The organism is Cellulosimicrobium sp. NPDC057127 (assembly GCF_042670945.1).
Classification (GTDB): Bacteria; Actinomycetota; Actinomycetes; order Actinomycetales; family Cellulomonadaceae; genus Cellulosimicrobium.
Map to the genome: position 1 here is coordinate 58,495 of NZ_JBHUUP010000005.1, position 15,246 is coordinate 73,740.

Genomic DNA, 15,246 nt, shown 5'->3' on the forward strand with positions numbered 1-15,246 from the left:
TGCGCCGGGGCCGCACCTCCCACCGAACCCGCCCGCCACGGACACCGAAGGACCCGCCTGTGCGCATCAAGCTCACGCTGCACCGCCCGGACGCGACCGCGACGAACGTCGCGGTCACCGCCGACGCGACGGCGACCGTGCGCGACGTCGCGGAGGCCCTCTTCGCGGGCGACCCGGCCCGGGCGGGCACCGCGGTGCCCGAGCGGCTCACCCTGCAGGTCGCGGCCGCCGGCGGGGCGGCCGCCGGCGGGGCGGCCGCCGACCAGGGGCGGGTGCTGTCGCCCACGAGCGACCTCGTCGAGGCGGGGCTCCGCTCGGGGTCGACGGTCTCGATCGTGCGGGTCTCGGAGCAGTTCGACGCGCCCGGGCAGGACCGCGGCGCGGCCGTGGCCGTGCTGCGGGTCCTCGAGGGCCCGGACGCCGGGCGCGAGTTTCCGCTGCCCGTCGGCACGAGCTACCTCGGCCGCGACCGCACGATGGACATCCGGCTCGGGGACCCGCAGGTGTCCAAGCGCCACGCCCGCATCACGGTCGGCGAGTCGATCGAGATCACCGACACCAACTCCGCCAACGGGCTCGTGATGGGCGGTCAGCGCATGACGCGCTCCACGCTCACGTCGGCCGACACGGTGACCATCGGCAGCTCCGTGGTCTCCGTCGTGGCGCTGCACCGGTCGACGAGCCTGGCCCCGACGACGCCGGTCGTCGAGTTCAACCGCTCGCCCCGCGTCGTCGCGCGGTTCGGCGAGCGCACGCTGCGTGCTCCGCGGCCCCCGCAGCCGCAGGAGCCGGCGCGCTTCCCGTACCTCGCGATGGTCGCGCCGCTCGTCATGGGCGTGATCCTGTACTCCGTCACGCGCAACGTCCTGTCGATCGTCTTCATCGGGCTCAGCCCGATCCTCATGCTCGGCGCGTACCTCGACGCGAAGATCCAGGGCAGGCGCAAGTTCAAGGCGCAGGCCGAGCAGTTCCGGGCGTCCGTCGCGGCGATGCGCGAGACGATCGCCCGCACGCACGCCGTCGAGCGCGCGGTGCGGCTCACGGAGGCGCCGTCCGTCGCCGACACGGTCGACGCCGTGCGGCGCCTCGGCGGCCTGCTGTGGACGCACCGGCCGGAGCACGAGGCGTTCCTGACCGTCCGGATCGGGCTCGGGACCGCGCCGTCGCGCACGCAGGTCGAGCAGCAGAACGAGAACAACACGCTCCCGGAGTTCTGGGCGGAGCTCGAGAAGCTGCACGCCGAGTGCGCGACGATCGACGGGGTGCCGGTCGTCGGCCGGCTGCGCACGGACGGCGCGCTGGGCATCGCCGGGGCGGGCGCGACCGTCGACGCCGTCGGGCGCGCGGTCCTCGTCCAGCTCGCGGGCCTGCACTCGCCGTCGGAGCTCGTGCTGGCCGCGATCACGTCGCAGCGCTCGCGCGCCGACTGGGAGTGGCTCGAGTGGCTGCCGCACACCGGCTCGCCGCACAGCCCGCTCGGCGGCGACCACCTCGCCGACAACCCGGGCGCGGCGCTCGCGCTGCTCTCGCGGCTGGAGGACCTCGTCGAGGCGCGCGGCGCCGACCTCGACCACCACGCCGAGCTGCGCGGCCCCATCGACCTCGCCAACCCGGAGGACACGCCCGCGCCCGTGCTGCCGACCGTCGTCGTGCTCGTCGAGGACGACGCGCCCGTCGACCGCTCGCGCCTCACACGCCTGGTCGAGCGTGGCGCGGACGCGGGCGTGCACGTCGTCTGGGTCGCCCCGACCGTCGAGCAGCTGCCTGCCGCGTGCCGCACGTTCGTGCTCGTCGACCAGGGCGAGACGCCCTCGGAGGGCGCGGGGCGGCCGGGCGCCGCGGCCGGTGCCACCGCGGGCGAGGTGCGCGTGGGCCGGCTCTCCTTCCCCGTCACGTGCGAGACCGTGGACCTCGCGACCGCGCACGAGGTCGCGCGCATCCTCGCGCCGGTCGTGGACGTCGGCGCGCCGGTGGACGACGACTCGGACCTGCCGCGCTCGGTCTCCTACCTCACCCTCGCGGGCACCTCGCTCGCCGAGGACCCCGGCACGCTCGTGGACGCCTGGCGGGAGAACGGCTCGCTCACGCCGCGCGACGGGTCTGCGCCCGTGCGGCGCAAGCGGCCGACGACGCTGCGTGCGCTCGTGGGCCACTCGGGCAGCGAGCCGCTCTACCTCGACCTGCGCACGCAGGGCCCGCACGCGCTCGTCGGCGGGACGACCGGCGCCGGCAAGTCGGAGTTCCTCCAGTCGTGGGTGCTGGGCATGGCCGCCGCCCACAGCCCGGACCGCGTGACGTTCCTCTTCGTGGACTACAAGGGCGGTGCCGCCTTCGCGGACTGCGTCGACCTGCCGCACACGGTGGGGCTCGTCACGGACCTCTCGCCGCACCTCGTGCGCCGGGCCTTGACGTCGCTGCGCGCCGAGCTGCGGTACCGCGAGCACCTGCTCAACCGGAAGAAGGCCAAGGACCTCGCGTCGCTCGAGCGCACCGGCGACCCGGACGCCCCGCCGAGCCTGCTCATCGTCGTCGACGAGTTCGCGGCGCTGGTGAACGAGGTCCCGGAGTTCGTCGACGGCGTCGTGGACGTCGCGCAGCGCGGGCGCTCGCTGGGCCTGCACCTCATCCTCGCGACCCAGCGCCCGGCCGGCGTCATCCGGGACAACCTGCGCGCCAACACGAACCTGCGCGTCGCGCTGCGCATGGCCGACGAGGACGACTCGACCGACATCCTCGGCATCCCCATGGCAGCGCACTTCGACCCGTCGATCCCGGGCCGCGGCGCGGTGAAGACGGGCCCCGGCCGGATCACGCCGTTCCAGACGGGCTACGCGGGCGGCTGGACGAGCGCGCGCCCCGAGCGCGCACGGATCGACGTCCAGGAGATGGCGTTCGGCACGGGCGCGCGCTGGGAGCTGCCGGAGCCCGAGGTGGAGGAGGACGCGGACCCCGGTCCGAACGACATCTCGCGCGTCGTCGCGACGATCTCGCGGGCGGCGACCGAGGCCGCCGTGCCCGCGCCCCGCAAGCCGTGGCTGCCGGAGCTCGCGCCGACGTACGACCTCGCCCGGCTGCCGAACCCGCGGACCGACACCATGCTGCTGCTCGGCGTCGAGGACGACCCGGCGACGCAGAGCCAGCCCACCGTGTTCTACGAGCCGGACCGCGACGGCAACCTCGCGGTGTACGGCACCGGTGGCGCGGGCAAGAGCGCGACCCTGCGCTCGATCGCGGTGTCGGCCGCGATCACGGCGCGCGGCGGCCCGGTACAGGTGTACGCGATCGACGCGGGCGCGAGCGGCCTGCGCATGCTCGAGGACCTGCCCCACGTCGGCGCGGTCATCTCGGCCGACGACGAGGAGCGCGTGCAGCGCGTGCTGCGCATGCTGCGCGACCTCGTCGACGAGCGCTCGGCGCGGTACGCCGCGGTCCGGGCGGGCGACATCTCCGAGTACCGGCGTCTCGCCGGCGCGCCGGACGAGCCGCGCATCCTGCTGCTCGTCGACGGCATCGGGGCGTTCCGCGAGTCGTACGAGTTCCGGGCCGCCCACCAGTTCCCCGTCTGGGGCGCGTTCACGGCGGTCGCGACCGACGGCCGCCAGGTGGGCGTGCACGTGGTCGTCGCGGGCGACCGCGCGGCCTCCGTCCCGACGTCGCTCGGCTCGACGATCCAGAAGCGTCTCGTCCTGCGCCTGGCCAACGAGGAGGACTACCTGACGCTCGGCGTCCCGCGCGACGTGCTCTCCCTCACGTCGCCGCCCGGACGCGGGGTCCTCGACGAGAACGAGGTCCAGGTCGCGGTGCTGGGCGGGGACGCCAACGTCGCGCTCCAGGGGCGCGAGCTCGGGCGGCTCCGCGACGCCATGGTGCGCCAGGGGATCGCCGAGGCGCCGGGGATCGACCGCCTGCCCGACACGTTCGCGCTCGAGGACCTGCCGGTCCTCGCGGGGGAGCGTCCGACGATCGGCCTGGACGACCTCGACATCGCGCCCGTGGGGCTCCCGGTGCGCGGGACGTTCCTGCTCGCGGGCCCGCCCGGCGGCGGGCGCACGACGGCGCTCGTCACCATCGCGCACGCGGTGCGGCGCGCCCGGGCCGGGCGCGTGGTCTACCTGTCGCCGCGGCCCACGAGCATCTCGGGGCTCGACGCGTGGGACACCAGCGCGACCTCACCGGAGGAGGTCGTGACGCTGCTCCAGAGCCTCACGGCCGCGCTGGACGCCGGGTCGCTGCGGCCCGGGGGGCTCACGGTGCTCGCCGAGTCCGTCACCGAGTTCACCGGGACGCCCGCTGAGCAGCCGCTGGCCGCGTTCGTGCGCGCGGCGGTGCGTGCCGAACAGCTCGTCGTCGGCGAGGCGGAGTCGTCGACGTGGGGTCAGGCGTGGGCGCTCGCACAGCCGTTCAAGGCGGGCCGCACCGGGCTCCTGCTCACCCCGGGCGACCTCGACGGCGACAACCTGCTCGGCACCGGGCTGGGCAGGCTCCGCCGCGCCGACTTCCCGCCCGGGCGAGGCTTCCTCGTCGTGTCGGGCCGGGCACGCAAGATGCACGTGGCGCTGCCGGGGTAGCGCCGCGCAGCAGGTCACGGCGCCGATGGGGACACCTCCCCATCGACCGCCGTCCGGGTCGATGGTTGAGTACTGCCATCGTCGAACGCACACGGCGTCCACGGACAGTGGTCGCCACGACAGGAGGGAATCACCATGGCTGGTGGCATGTGGGGCGCGAACGTCGAGGAGCTGCGCGGGCTGGGGCAGACGCTGCAGCAGAAGGCGGACGAGATCCGCACGACGATGCAGAACCTCAACAGCCAGATCCAGGGCGTGGCCTGGGAGGGCCCGGACGCGCAGCAGTTCAAGGGCAACGACTGGCCCGCCGCGCAGACGCAGCTCAACAACGTCGCGCAGACGCTGACGGACGCGGGCCAGAAGGCTCAGCAGAACGCGCAGCAGCAGGAGCAGGCCTCCAACGGCTGATCCTCTCCAGCACGCACGAGGGCGCGGGACCCGCACGGGTCCCGCGCCCTCGTCGTGCCGCGTCTGGGAGACTGGCGCGCGGACCGCTGACGACGAAGGGCTGCTGATCGCATGACCGACCTGCGCTACCCGAGCGACGACTTCCCGGCCCCGGTCGGGGTGAGCCTGACCGCACCCGAGCACTGGGTCCCGCTGCCGCACGTCGCCCTGCCGCTCGCGCTCGGCCGTGAGGTCCCCGACGGGGAGTTCAACCCGAACGTCATCGTCGTCGTCTCCCGCGTGCGCGCCGAGGTCACGCTCGACGACGCGCACGCCGAGGTGCTGCGCAAGCTGCGGCCCATGCCGAAGATGCGCGAGCTCGGCACCGGCGACGTCGACGTCGACGGCCTGCCCGGCCGCTGGGTAGAGGCCTCGTTCAAGGGCGGTGCCGGGACCGTGCTCGTGCAGTCGGTGCGCACGGTGCTCGTCCCGCGCGGGCCGGTGGCGGACCTGGTGCAGACGACCGGCACGTGCACGGTCGTGCAGCAGCCCTGGGCCGGCGAGGAGATCCGCGCCGTCCAGGACGGCCTGCGCCTCGCCCGCGACCTCTGACCGCTCCCGCGCGGCACCGGCGGCAGCACGGCGCGACATCTGCGCCGGCTCGTCACCGTTTACATTCGCCCGGATCACAAGACGGGCTATCCGGGTCGCGAGACGCCTGGCACAGTAGGAGAGTCGGGAGAGGGCTGGGTGAGGCTACCCTCACCCGGTCGTACAATCGAGATGGTCATCCGCGGCCACGACCACCGGCCGCCGCGCCGCGACCGCCTCCCTGGTCGCGCGAACCAGACTCCCGTCCTCGACCGGAAGGCGTCCTGTCCTGTGAGCAGCATCCGTCCCCTGCGCGTCGCGATCGTCGGCGCGGGTCCCGCCGGGATCTACGCCGCGGACATCCTGTCCAAGACCGACCTCGACGTGAGCATCGACCTCTTCGAGCGTCTGCCCGCGCCGTTCGGTCTCGTCCGCTACGGCGTCGCGCCCGACCACCCCCGCATCAAGCAGATCATCGTCGCGCTGCACAAGGTGCTCAGCCGCGGCGACATCCGTCTGCTCGCGAACGTGGACTACGGGGTCGACCTCAAGCTGGACGACCTGCGCCAGTACTACGACGCGGTCGTGTTCTCCACGGGCTCCATCCGCGACGCGGCGCTGCCCATCGAGGGCATCGACCTGCCCGGGTCCTACGGCGCGGCCGATTTCGTGTCCTGGTACGACGGGCACCCCGACGTGCCGCGGACGTGGCCGCTCGAGGCGGAGCAGGTGGCCGTGCTCGGCGCGGGCAACGTCGCGCTCGACGTCGCGCGCGTCCTCGCGAAGCACGCCGACGACCTGCTGCCGACCGAGATCCCGCAGAACGTCTACGACGCGCTCAAGGCCTCGCCCGTGACGGACGTGCACGTGTTCGCGCGCCGCGGCCCGGCGCAGGCCAAGTTCTCGCCGCTCGAGCTGCGCGAGCTGGGCCACGTGCCCGACGTCGACGTCATCGTCTACCCCGAGGACTTCGAGTTCGACGAGGGCTCGACGGCCGCGATCAACTCGTCCAACCAGACGAAGCAGGTCGTGAAGACCCTCACGGACTGGGCGCTCAAGGACCCGTCCGAGCTCACGGCGTCGCGCCGCCTGCACCTGCACTTCCTCCACGCCCCGGCGGCCGTGCTCGGCGACGGCAAGGTCGAGGCCCTGCGCACGGAGCGCACGCAGCTCAACGGCGACGGCACGGTCTCCGGCACCGGTGAGTTCCACGAGTGGCCCGTCCAGGCCGTGTACCGCGCGGTCGGCTACTTCGGCTCGCCGCTGCCCGAGATCCCGTTCGACGAGCTCAAGGGCGTCATCCCCAACCGTGAGGGGCGCGTCGTCGACATCGACGGCGAGCACCTCCCCGGCGTCTACGCGACCGGCTGGATCAAGCGCGGCCCCGTCGGCCTCATCGGCCACACGAAGTCCGACGCCTCGGAGACGATCCGCCACCTCGTCGAGGACGTCACCGGTGCCGGTGACGGCGGCGACGTCGCTGCGGCCGACCTCGCGGGCGGCCGCGTCGCCCCGCTCGGCGCGCCCGACGCCATCGTCGACTTCCTCGCGGAGCGCGGCGTCGACTACGTCGAGTGGTCCGGCTGGGAGCTGCTGGACGCGTTCGAGCGCGGCCTCGGCGAGCCCCACGGACGCGAGCGCATCAAGGTCGTCCCGCGCGAGGAGATGATCCGCGTGGCGCGCGGCCAGTCCGAGGTCGGCTGACCCCGCGTCGTCGTCCCTGGGAACGACCGGACGCGCTCGCACGTTCACGTGGTGGGCGGCGGCGCGGTCGTCGCCCGGCGGGCGGTCCGGCACCACGGCGGGCCGCCCCCAGCGTGGAAGGAGCGCACGTGGGACGACGTCAGCACTTCAACGGGGTCAAGACCGCCGCGCTTTTCGGCGTCATGTGGGCCATCGTCCTCGGCCTGTGGGCGCTGTTCGGCGCGCGCGCGAACCTGCTGTGGGTGTTCGTCGCGATCGGTCTGGTGACGACGTTCTACGGGTACTGGAACTCGGACAAGATCGCGATCCGCGCGATGCACGCCCGCCCGGTGAGCGAGCTCGAGCAGCCGGCGATGTACAGGATCGTGCGCGAGCTCTCGACCGCGGCCCGCCAGCCCATGCCCCGCCTCTACGTCTCGCCCACGCAGGCGCCCAACGCGTTCGCGACCGGTCGCAACCCCAAGAACGCCGCGGTGTGCTGCACGGAGGGGATCCTGCGGATCCTCGACGAGCGCGAGCTGCGGGGCGTGCTCGGCCACGAGCTCATGCACGTGTACAACCGCGACATCCTCACGTCGTCCGTCGCGGGGGCGCTCGCGGGCGTCATCACGTCGCTCGCGCAGTTCCTGCTGTTCTTCGGCGGGGACCGCGAACGAGGCGGCAACCCCCTCGCCGCGCTGGCGATGATGTTCCTCGCGCCGATCGCGGCGATGCTCATCCAGATGGCGATCTCGCGCACGCGCGAGTACGACGCGGACGAGGACGGCGCCCGCCTCACCGGAGATCCGCTCGCGCTGGCGTCGGCGCTGCGCAAGCTCGACGCGGGGACGCAGCGCGCGCCGCTGCCGCAGAACCGCGACCTCGTGGACGTCTCGCACCTCATGATCGCGAACCCGTTCCGCGGGGCGGGGGTGGGCAAGATGTTCGCGACCCACCCGCCGATGGCGGACCGCATCCGTCGCCTCGAGGCGATGGCCGGGCACGGGCAGGGCGGCATCACCTACCACTGAGCCAGGCCGTCTCGGCGGTGTGTCCGTCCCGCCGGCAAGTCAGCCGAGCGCGGCTTCCAGGGCCACCGCGACGCCGTCCGCGTCGTTCGCCGCGGTGACGTGGTTCGCGGCCGCGTGCACGTCGGGGTGGGCGTTCGCGACGGCGAACGACCTGCCGGCCCAGCGCAGCATCGGGAGGTCGTTCGGCATGTCCCCGAACGCCCACACCTCGTGCGCCTCGATGCCGAGCCGCGTGCACCAGCGCGCGAGCGCGACGTCCTTGGTCACGTCCGGCGCGAGGAGCTCGGCCAGCCCGGCGGCGCCGGAGTAGGCGAGGTGTGCGCGGTCGCCGACGACGTCGCGCACCTCGGCGAAGAACCTCTCCTGCCCGGGGTCCTCGTCGTGGGCGACGACGACCGGCTGCGTCGCCGGCGCGTCGGGCGGCGGAGGCGCCGCGCCGCGACGCGCGAGGATCTTGCCGACCGGCCCGGGCGCCGGAGCAGGGCGCGGCGGGGCGAGCGTCTGCTCCACGGGACGTACCGCGTCCGCCTGCGCGGGGTCGGCCGCGTCGTCGCCGGGGGAGCGGAACCCGGGGTCGAACGTCGGGCCCTCGACGCGCTCGAGGGCGAGCACGACGTCCGGCACGGCGTCGCGCAGGTCGGCGACGAGTGCGAGAGCGGCGTCGTCGCGGAAGCCGCACACGTCGAGCGCCCGTCCGGTCGCGAGGTCCCACACGGCGGCGCCGCCGAGGCAGATGACGCGGCCGTGGCCCCCGACGACGTCGCGCAGCGGTGCGAGCCAGCGGGGCGGCCGGGCGGTGACGAAGACGATCTCGACGCCCGCCTCCTCGGCGGCGAGCAGCGCAGCGCGCGTGCGGTGCGAGACGGTGCCGTCGCTGCGCAGCAGCGTGCCGTCGAGGTCCGTCGCGACGAGACGCGGCAGAGCGGGCGGGTGCGGTGGGCGCGGCACCGCCCTACTGTCGCACGCGCCGGCGGGCGGGTGCGCCCGGTCCAGGCCGGGTCTACAGTCGACAAGATGGGTCATGCCCCGGCTCGTCGACCTCGCCGCGAGGCGGAGACGAGCACGTCTCTCGACACCCCGGCGATCGACCGTGCCCTCGCGGGCAGGCCCGGGCAACGGATCGGCCAGTACCGGTTCGACCTCGCCACGGGGCGGTGGTGGTGGTCGCACGAGACGTTCGTCATGCACGGGTTCGAGCCCGGAGAGGTCGTGCCTACCACGGAGCTCGTCCTGGCTCACGAGCACCCGGACGACCGCGGCCTGGCCGCGCGCGTCCTCGAGCGGGCGCGCGCGACGGTGGAGCCGTTCTCGAGCATGCACCGGATCATGGACGCCCGGGGACGGGAGCGCTCGCTGGTCGTCGTCGGTCAGGGCAGGCGCGGTCCGCGCGACGGTGGGGTCGTCGAGCTCGTCGGCTACTTCGTCGATGTGACGGATGAGGTCGCCCGGCACGCGCAGCTGCGCGCCCGCGGCGACATCTGCGCCGCGGGCGAGAGTCGCGGGCCCATCGAGCAGGCGAAGGGCATCGTCGCCCTGGTGCGCGCGGTGCACCCCGACGAGGCGTTCGACGTGCTCAGGCGCGTGTCCAACGACCGCAACGTCCGCCTGCGGGACCTGGCCGTCGAGGTGGTCGAGGCGGCGTGCGCGGGCGGCCCGGACCCGGCGGGCCGCGTCGCCGCGCTGCTGGGCTGACGCCGGGCCGGGGACGTCGTCGCGCGGCCCGGCGCCGCGTCAGCGGTAGTTCGTGAACTGCAGCGCGACGTCCAGGTCGGCGGCCTTGAGGAGCGCGATGACCGTCTGCAGGTCGTCGCGCGACTTGCTCGTCACACGCACCTCGTCGCCGGTGATCTGCGTCTTGACGGCCTTCGGGGCCTCGTCGCGGATGATCTTGGTGATCTTCTTCGCGTTCTCGCTCGACAGGCCCTCCTTGAGGGTCGCGGCGAGCCGGTACTCCTTGCCCGACGCCTTGGGCTCCTTGTCCCCGGTGTCGAGCGACTTCAGCGAGATCCCGCGCTTGACGAGCTTGGTCTCGAAGACGTCGAGGATCGCGAGGACGCGCTCGGCGGAGTTCGCGACCATGACGATGCTCTCACCGCTCCAGGCGATCGACGCGCCGACGTTGCGGAAGTCGTACCGCTGGGAGACCTCCTTGGCGGCCTGGTTGAGCGCGTTGTCGACCTCCTGACGGTCGACCTTGCTCACGATGTCGAACGACGAGTCGGCCATGGGTTCTCCCTCGTGACGGTGGTGGGCGTGCTGCCTCGTGCGGAGCCCACGGTAGTCCAGCGAGGCCACGAGGGCCCCGCGCGGCGACCTGGTCACCGCGCGAGGCCCTCGTCCGGGTGACCGCGAGGTCAGCCCGCCTGCTCCACCGTGACGACGGAGCGGTCGGTGACCGTCTCGCCGTCCTGCACGGCAGTCGCCGTGACGGTGACCTCGCCCGGTGCGCCGTCGCGGACGGCGAACGCGTGGTACGCGTTCGCGCCCGGGGCGACGCCGTCGAACGTGCGGCTGCCGTGGTCGGTCTCGACGGTGACGTCGAGCGCGACGTCGTCCTCGTTGTGCACGCGGACCGCGAGGTAGGGGCGCGACCCGAGCTGGCGCACCTGGGCGTCGACGGAGAACTTCACGTCCCCGCCCGGCTCGCCGGCGCGGGTGAGCGTGACCTCGACCGGGTCGGAGACGCGCTCGCCGAAGCCCTGGACGACCGACACGAGCGTGCCCTCCGCGTCGATCGACGAGGCAGGGACGGTGAGCGTCCACGTGCCGTCCTCGGCCACCGTGGTGGTGAGCGGCTCGTGCGTCCCGGCCGTCGCCGTCACGGTCGCGCGCGGCGTGCCGAGGCCACCGAGCTCGACCTCGGTGACGTCCGCGGGCACGGGCTGCTCCGGCAGCTCCGTGACCTCCAGCCCGGCGAGGTCGGGGCGTGCGGTCAGCCACTCGTCGCGGTCGAGCGGGCGGTCGACGATGCGCGTCTCGCCGACGCAGCCGTTCCAGCCGTTGGTGGCGGCGTCGTCGACCCAGTCCGCGCCGACGATCCACGGCATGCCCGGGTTGAACGACGCCCCCACGGTGTCGAGCGCGGTGCGCAGCACCGGCGCGCCGTTGACGTACATCGTCGTCTCGGCCGTCGCGGGGTCGTTGACGAGCGCGACGTGGCTCCAGGTGTCGACCATGATCTCGCCGGACCAGTTGGTCCTGTCGCCCTTGGTGGCGTCCTGGCCGACCTCGGTCCACTGGAACTCGCGGAGGTTGGAGATGCCCAGCGCGGTCGGCGACGCCGTGTAGTCCCAGCGGCTCCACGGCATGCCGGGGATCTGCGAGCGGTTGCCGCTGCGCACGAGCGCCTTGCTCCACGCGTTGTCGTCCGCGGTCCAGGAGGTGTCCATCTGGACGAACGTCTCGATCGTGTAGCCGCTGGAGAGGTCGGCGTCGTTGACCGGGGCGTCCGCGTCCGTCGTCAGGTAGCTGTACCGGTCGGTGACCTTGCTCGAGTCCGCGAAGCACACGGCCTGGCCCGACGAGGAGTACGGGTAGGTCGCGTCGACGACGGCGACGTCCTCGACCTGCGCGGTCGGGGAGCCCGACTCGGCGATCGCGGCACGGTGCAGGTCGCTGTCGCCCGCGACGTCCTCCACGACCTCGCCCTCGGCGAGCGTCCCCGTCTCGCCGGTCATGCGCCAGTGCGCCAGCGTGCCGTCGACCTCGACGTAGTCCTCGGCGCTCCCGGGCAGCACGTCCGTCGAACCCGGCACGCCCTCGAAGCCGTCGGTGAGGATCTCGACCGCGCGGTCGCTCAGCGACGGCCACTGCCCGTCGCCCGGGCCGAAGCCGGGGTTGAACCCGCCGAACCGCTCGGAGAAGTCGATCGGGATCGAGAACTGCTGGGTGTCGCCGTCGAGCACCGGGTCGTCGTAGGACGTGAGCGTCTCGGTGGGCTTGCTGACGACCCAGGGCGAGACGGTCTCGACGTCGATCACGTCGTTCGACAGGTCGAACTCGAACAGCCCGAGGTAGCCGTTCCCGCCCTCGTAGGCCATCTGGTAGTCCATGAGGATCTGCGTGACGGCGTGGCCGGCGTCGTTGGTGCGCTCGGTCACGGCAGCCCCGTGGTAGTGCCCGTTGAGGGTGAGGAAGATCTGGTCGTTGTGCGCGATCAGCGCGTCCCACAGGCGCTCGCCGTTGCGGCTCGTGGCGCCGGCGGGGGCGTCGGCGTTGATGATGTCGTGCGAGGTCAGGATGGTCGGCGTCGTCGGGTGTGCGTCGACGACCTCGTTCGCCCACGCGAGCGTCGCGTCGGACGCGCGCCACGACAGCGCGAGCACGAGGAACTCCTGGCCCTCCGCCTCGAAGACCTGGTACTGGTTCATGCCGGTCGGGTCGGTCCCGCCGTCGGTGACCTGGCTCGCGGCGCGCCCGGGACCGAACCACCGCAGGAACGGCTCGTTCGCGAGGTCGTACGCCGTGTCGTAGAGGTCGTCGCGCGAGTTCAGCACGTCGTGGTTGCCGGCGAGGACCGAGTAGGGGAGCGCGGCGTCCTCGAGCGTGCGCATCGCCGCGTCCGCCGTCCGCCACTCGTTCTCGACCCCGACGCGGTCGACGACGTCGCCGAGGTGCGTGACGAACGGGATGTTGAGCTCGTCGGCGTGCTCGGCGAGCCACGCCGTCTGGGTGGCGAACGGGTTCGTGCCGTAGTCGGGCTCGAAGTTCGACTGGGCGTAGCGCGAGTAGAACTGGGTGTCCGGGAGGACGGCGAGCGTGAAGCGTGAGCCGAGGTCGTCCGCGACCTCGGTGACGGTCGTCGGGGCGAGGGACCCGCTCGCGGGAACGGCGACCGCCGGTCCTGCGGAGAGGCCGACGCTCGCGAGGACGGCGAGCGCGGAGACGGGGGCGGCGGCGCTGAGCAGCCGTCTGGAGCCTCGAGGCACGGTGGAACCTTTCGATGGCCGTGGGTGCCGGCGGGGGCCGTCACGGCCGCCGCCAGCGCTGTCGCCGTGACGCTAGGGGCTCACCGTGAACCCGGGGCGACGTCGTCGTGAACGACGGCGCACGGCTGCTCGGACGACAGGCTCAGCCGCTGACCGGGGGCACCGAGCGCCGGAGCCGTGCGGCGCGGGCCGAGCGCAGCGCGTCGGTGCTGAGGACGGCCAGCGCGACCCAGACGAGGGCGAAACCCGCCCAGCGCGCGAGCGGCATGTGCTCGTGGAAGACGAGGAGACCGCAGAGGAACTGCAGGACCGGGGTGAGGTACTGCAGCATGCCGACGAGCGACAGCGGGATGCGCCGCGCGGCGGAGGAGAAGAGCAGGAGGGGCACGGCGGTCACGAGCCCGGACGAGGCGAGCAGGAGCGCGTGGGCGGGCTCGGACGGCGTGAACGTGCCCGTGCCGGTCGCGGCGAGCCAGGCGAGGTACGCCAGGCAGAGCGGGACGAGCGTCGCCGTCTCCGCCGCGAGGCCGGGCAGCGCCTCGACGGTCCGCCCCGTGCGGTTCTTCACGAGACCGTAGAGGCCGAAGCTGAAGGCGACGCCGAGCGCGATCCACGGGACGCGCCCCACCCCGACGGTGATGACGGCGACGGCCACCGCGCCGATCGACAGCGCCACCCACTGCGCCGGGCGCAGCCGCTCGCGCAGCACGACGACGGCGAGCAGCGCCGTGACGAGCGGGTTGACGAAGTAGCCCAGGGCGGCGTCCAGGACGTGGCCGGACAGCACGCCGTAGACGTAGATCGTCCAGTTCGTCGCGACGAGCACCGCGGCGAGGCCGAGCAGCGCGAGCGTGCGCGGGCTGCGCAGGACGCGCACGAAGCGGCCGAGCTGTCGCACGACGAGGAGCATCGCCACGCACACGACGAGGCTCCACACGATCCGGTGCGCGATGATCTCGAGCGGGCCTGCCGGCTCGAGGAGCGGGAAGTAGAGGGGCATCGCGCCCCACAGCAGGTAGGCGCTCGCGCCGGCGAGCAGGCCCGCACGGTCGACCGGCCCGACGGCGGTGCCCGGGGCCTCGGGGGCCGCCGCGGACCCGGCCGGGGTCGACGGGCGCTCTGCGGCGCCGGAGGTGGCAGCAGGGTGCTCCGGCAGGGGAGCGGGGTCGTTCACGGGACCACTGTAGGAGCGACCACGGACGTCGCCAGGCCGCGGCGCCGAGCGGATTTCGCCAGCGGTCCTGCGGGCTGTATCGTGGGCTCGCCCGCGTGGCCACCTGCACGATGTGTAGGCTGTCCGCGCTGACAACTCCACACGGCAGGTTGCCCGAGCGGCCAAAGGGATCTGACTGTAAATCAGACGGCTCAGCCTTCGGGGGTTCGAATCCCTCACCTGCCACCGGAGCGACGGGGCGCCACCTACGGGTGGCGCCCCGTCGTCGTTGTCGCTCGCCACTCCTGGCGGTCGACGTGCGGCCGGGACCGGGTGTGCGGCAGCGGGCCGGGGCGCACGATCGGCGAGATCTCGCCGATTTCGCGGCGGGGCCCGATGCGTGTAGAGTTTTCCGCGCTGCCCCGATAGCTCAGTCGGCAGAGCGTCTCCATGGTAAGGAGAAGGTCAAGGGTTCGATTCCCTTTCGGGGCTCTGTGGTGACGCGGGGCCGTCTTGCGGGAATTCCGCGAGGCGGCCTCGCGTTCAGTCACGCGGCGGGGTAGCTCAGATGGTTAGAGCGCACGACTCATAATCGTGAGGTCGCGGGTTCGATCCCCGCCTCCGCTACCACTATCGACAACTCCGTACGGCGGCCGGCGTCGTGCGGCCTGCACAGCACATGCGCCCTCCGGAGGCGCGAGAGGTGGCTCACTACCGTGGCAAGCAAGAGCGCTGACGTTCGCCCCAAGATCACGCTGGCCTGCGTGGAGTGCAAGGAGCGCAACTACATCACGAAGAAGAACCGTCGCAACGACCCGGACCGCCTGGAGATGGCGAAGTTCTGCCCGCGCTGCGGCAAGCACACCGCGCACCGCGAGACCCGCTGACCCAGCGGTCCAGCACCC

At 73.2% G+C, this 15,246-nt stretch carries 11 protein-coding genes and 3 tRNA genes; 10 read left to right on the forward strand and 4 right to left on the reverse strand.

Annotation, left to right across the window (positions count from 1 at the left end; all coding sequences use genetic code 11):
- Window positions 1-59 precede the first annotated feature (59 nt).
- The 5 genes from ACFTZA_RS06455 to htpX all read left to right on the forward strand — a co-directional run bounded on the left by ACFTZA_RS06455 (window position 60) and on the right by htpX (window position 8,260).
- On the forward strand, window positions 60-4,568 hold the full coding sequence (locus ACFTZA_RS06455; RefSeq protein WP_378192014.1) for an FtsK/SpoIIIE domain-containing protein: 4,509 nt from the start codon (window positions 60-62) through the stop codon (window positions 4,566-4,568).
- Between the two features lie 135 nt (window positions 4,569-4,703).
- The gene (locus ACFTZA_RS06460; RefSeq protein ID WP_378192016.1) at window positions 4,704-4,976 is read left to right on the forward strand and encodes a WXG100 family type VII secretion target; all 273 of its coding nucleotides are present in this window, start codon (window positions 4,704-4,706) and stop codon (window positions 4,974-4,976) included.
- Window positions 4,977-5,087: 111 nt separating this feature from the next.
- Complete coding sequence (locus ACFTZA_RS06465) at window positions 5,088-5,567, forward strand: LpqN/LpqT family lipoprotein (protein WP_378192018.1); 480 nt, start codon at window positions 5,088-5,090, stop codon at window positions 5,565-5,567.
- A gap of 270 nt (window positions 5,568-5,837) precedes the next feature.
- A complete protein-coding gene (locus tag ACFTZA_RS06470; RefSeq protein ID WP_378192020.1) occupies window positions 5,838-7,250 on the forward strand; it encodes an FAD-dependent oxidoreductase in 1,413 nt (470 codons plus the stop codon).
- Window positions 7,251-7,378: 128 nt separating this feature from the next.
- The gene (gene htpX, locus ACFTZA_RS06475) at window positions 7,379-8,260 is read left to right on the forward strand and encodes a zinc metalloprotease HtpX (RefSeq protein WP_378192022.1); all 882 of its coding nucleotides are present in this window, start codon (window positions 7,379-7,381) and stop codon (window positions 8,258-8,260) included.
- A gap of 39 nt (window positions 8,261-8,299) precedes the next feature.
- On the opposite strand, the gene ACFTZA_RS06480 is transcribed toward htpX, so the two are convergent.
- Window positions 8,300-9,283, reverse strand: a complete 984-nt coding sequence (locus ACFTZA_RS06480) for an HAD family hydrolase (protein ID WP_378192024.1) — start codon at window positions 9,281-9,283, stop codon at window positions 8,300-8,302.
- On the opposite strand from ACFTZA_RS06480, the gene ACFTZA_RS06485 reads away from it, so the two are divergent.
- Window positions 9,275-9,952, forward strand: coding sequence for a PAS and ANTAR domain-containing protein (locus ACFTZA_RS06485; protein ID WP_378192026.1), 678 nt, complete (start codon window positions 9,275-9,277; stop codon window positions 9,950-9,952). The two genes, ACFTZA_RS06480 and ACFTZA_RS06485, sit on opposite strands and share 9 nt — an antisense overlap.
- A 39-nt stretch (window positions 9,953-9,991) precedes the next feature.
- Here the strand turns inward: ACFTZA_RS06485 and ACFTZA_RS06490 are convergent, their stop codons facing one another.
- The 3 genes from ACFTZA_RS06490 to rarD form a co-directional block, all read right to left on the reverse strand.
- Complete coding sequence (locus tag ACFTZA_RS06490) at window positions 9,992-10,486, reverse strand: YajQ family cyclic di-GMP-binding protein (RefSeq protein WP_378192028.1); 495 nt, start codon at window positions 10,484-10,486, stop codon at window positions 9,992-9,994.
- Window positions 10,487-10,614: 128 nt separating this feature from the next.
- A complete protein-coding gene (locus ACFTZA_RS06495; RefSeq protein ID WP_378192030.1) occupies window positions 10,615-13,188 on the reverse strand; it encodes a LamG-like jellyroll fold domain-containing protein in 2,574 nt (857 codons plus the stop codon).
- Between the two features lie 142 nt (window positions 13,189-13,330).
- Window positions 13,331-14,362 (reverse strand): EamA family transporter RarD, encoded by a 1,032-nt coding sequence (gene rarD / locus ACFTZA_RS06500; protein WP_378192032.1) that lies wholly within the window; start codon window positions 14,360-14,362, stop codon window positions 13,331-13,333.
- A 143-nt stretch (window positions 14,363-14,505) separates the two neighbouring features.
- On the opposite strand from rarD, the gene ACFTZA_RS06505 reads away from it, so the two are divergent.
- From ACFTZA_RS06505 to rpmG, 4 genes are all read left to right on the forward strand, one after another.
- A tRNA-Tyr gene (locus ACFTZA_RS06505) sits at window positions 14,506-14,587 on the forward strand.
- A gap of 173 nt (window positions 14,588-14,760) precedes the next feature.
- Window positions 14,761-14,833 (forward strand) — tRNA-Thr (locus tag ACFTZA_RS06510).
- 61 nt (window positions 14,834-14,894) lie between these two features.
- Window positions 14,895-14,971 (forward strand) — tRNA-Met (locus tag ACFTZA_RS06515).
- Between the two features lie 86 nt (window positions 14,972-15,057).
- Window positions 15,058-15,228 (forward strand): 50S ribosomal protein L33, encoded by a 171-nt coding sequence (rpmG, locus tag ACFTZA_RS06520; RefSeq protein WP_075829179.1) that lies wholly within the window; start codon window positions 15,058-15,060, stop codon window positions 15,226-15,228.
- Window positions 15,229-15,246: the final 18 nt, after the last annotated feature.

Coding starts and splice junctions, on each gene's coding strand:
- ACFTZA_RS06460 (WP_378192016.1), top strand. CDS start 4,704: ATGGCTGGTGGCATGTGGGGCGCGAACGTCGAGGAGCTGCGCGGGCTG.
- ACFTZA_RS06465 (WP_378192018.1), top strand. CDS start 5,088: ATGACCGACCTGCGCTACCCGAGCGACGACTTCCCGGCCCCGGTCGGG.
- ACFTZA_RS06485 (WP_378192026.1), top strand. CDS start 9,275: ATGGGTCATGCCCCGGCTCGTCGACCTCGCCGCGAGGCGGAGACGAGC.
- ACFTZA_RS06480 (WP_378192024.1), bottom strand. CDS start 9,283: ATGACCCATCTTGTCGACTGTAGACCCGGCCTGGACCGGGCGCACCCG.
- ACFTZA_RS06490 (WP_378192028.1), bottom strand. CDS start 10,486: ATGGCCGACTCGTCGTTCGACATCGTGAGCAAGGTCGACCGTCAGGAG.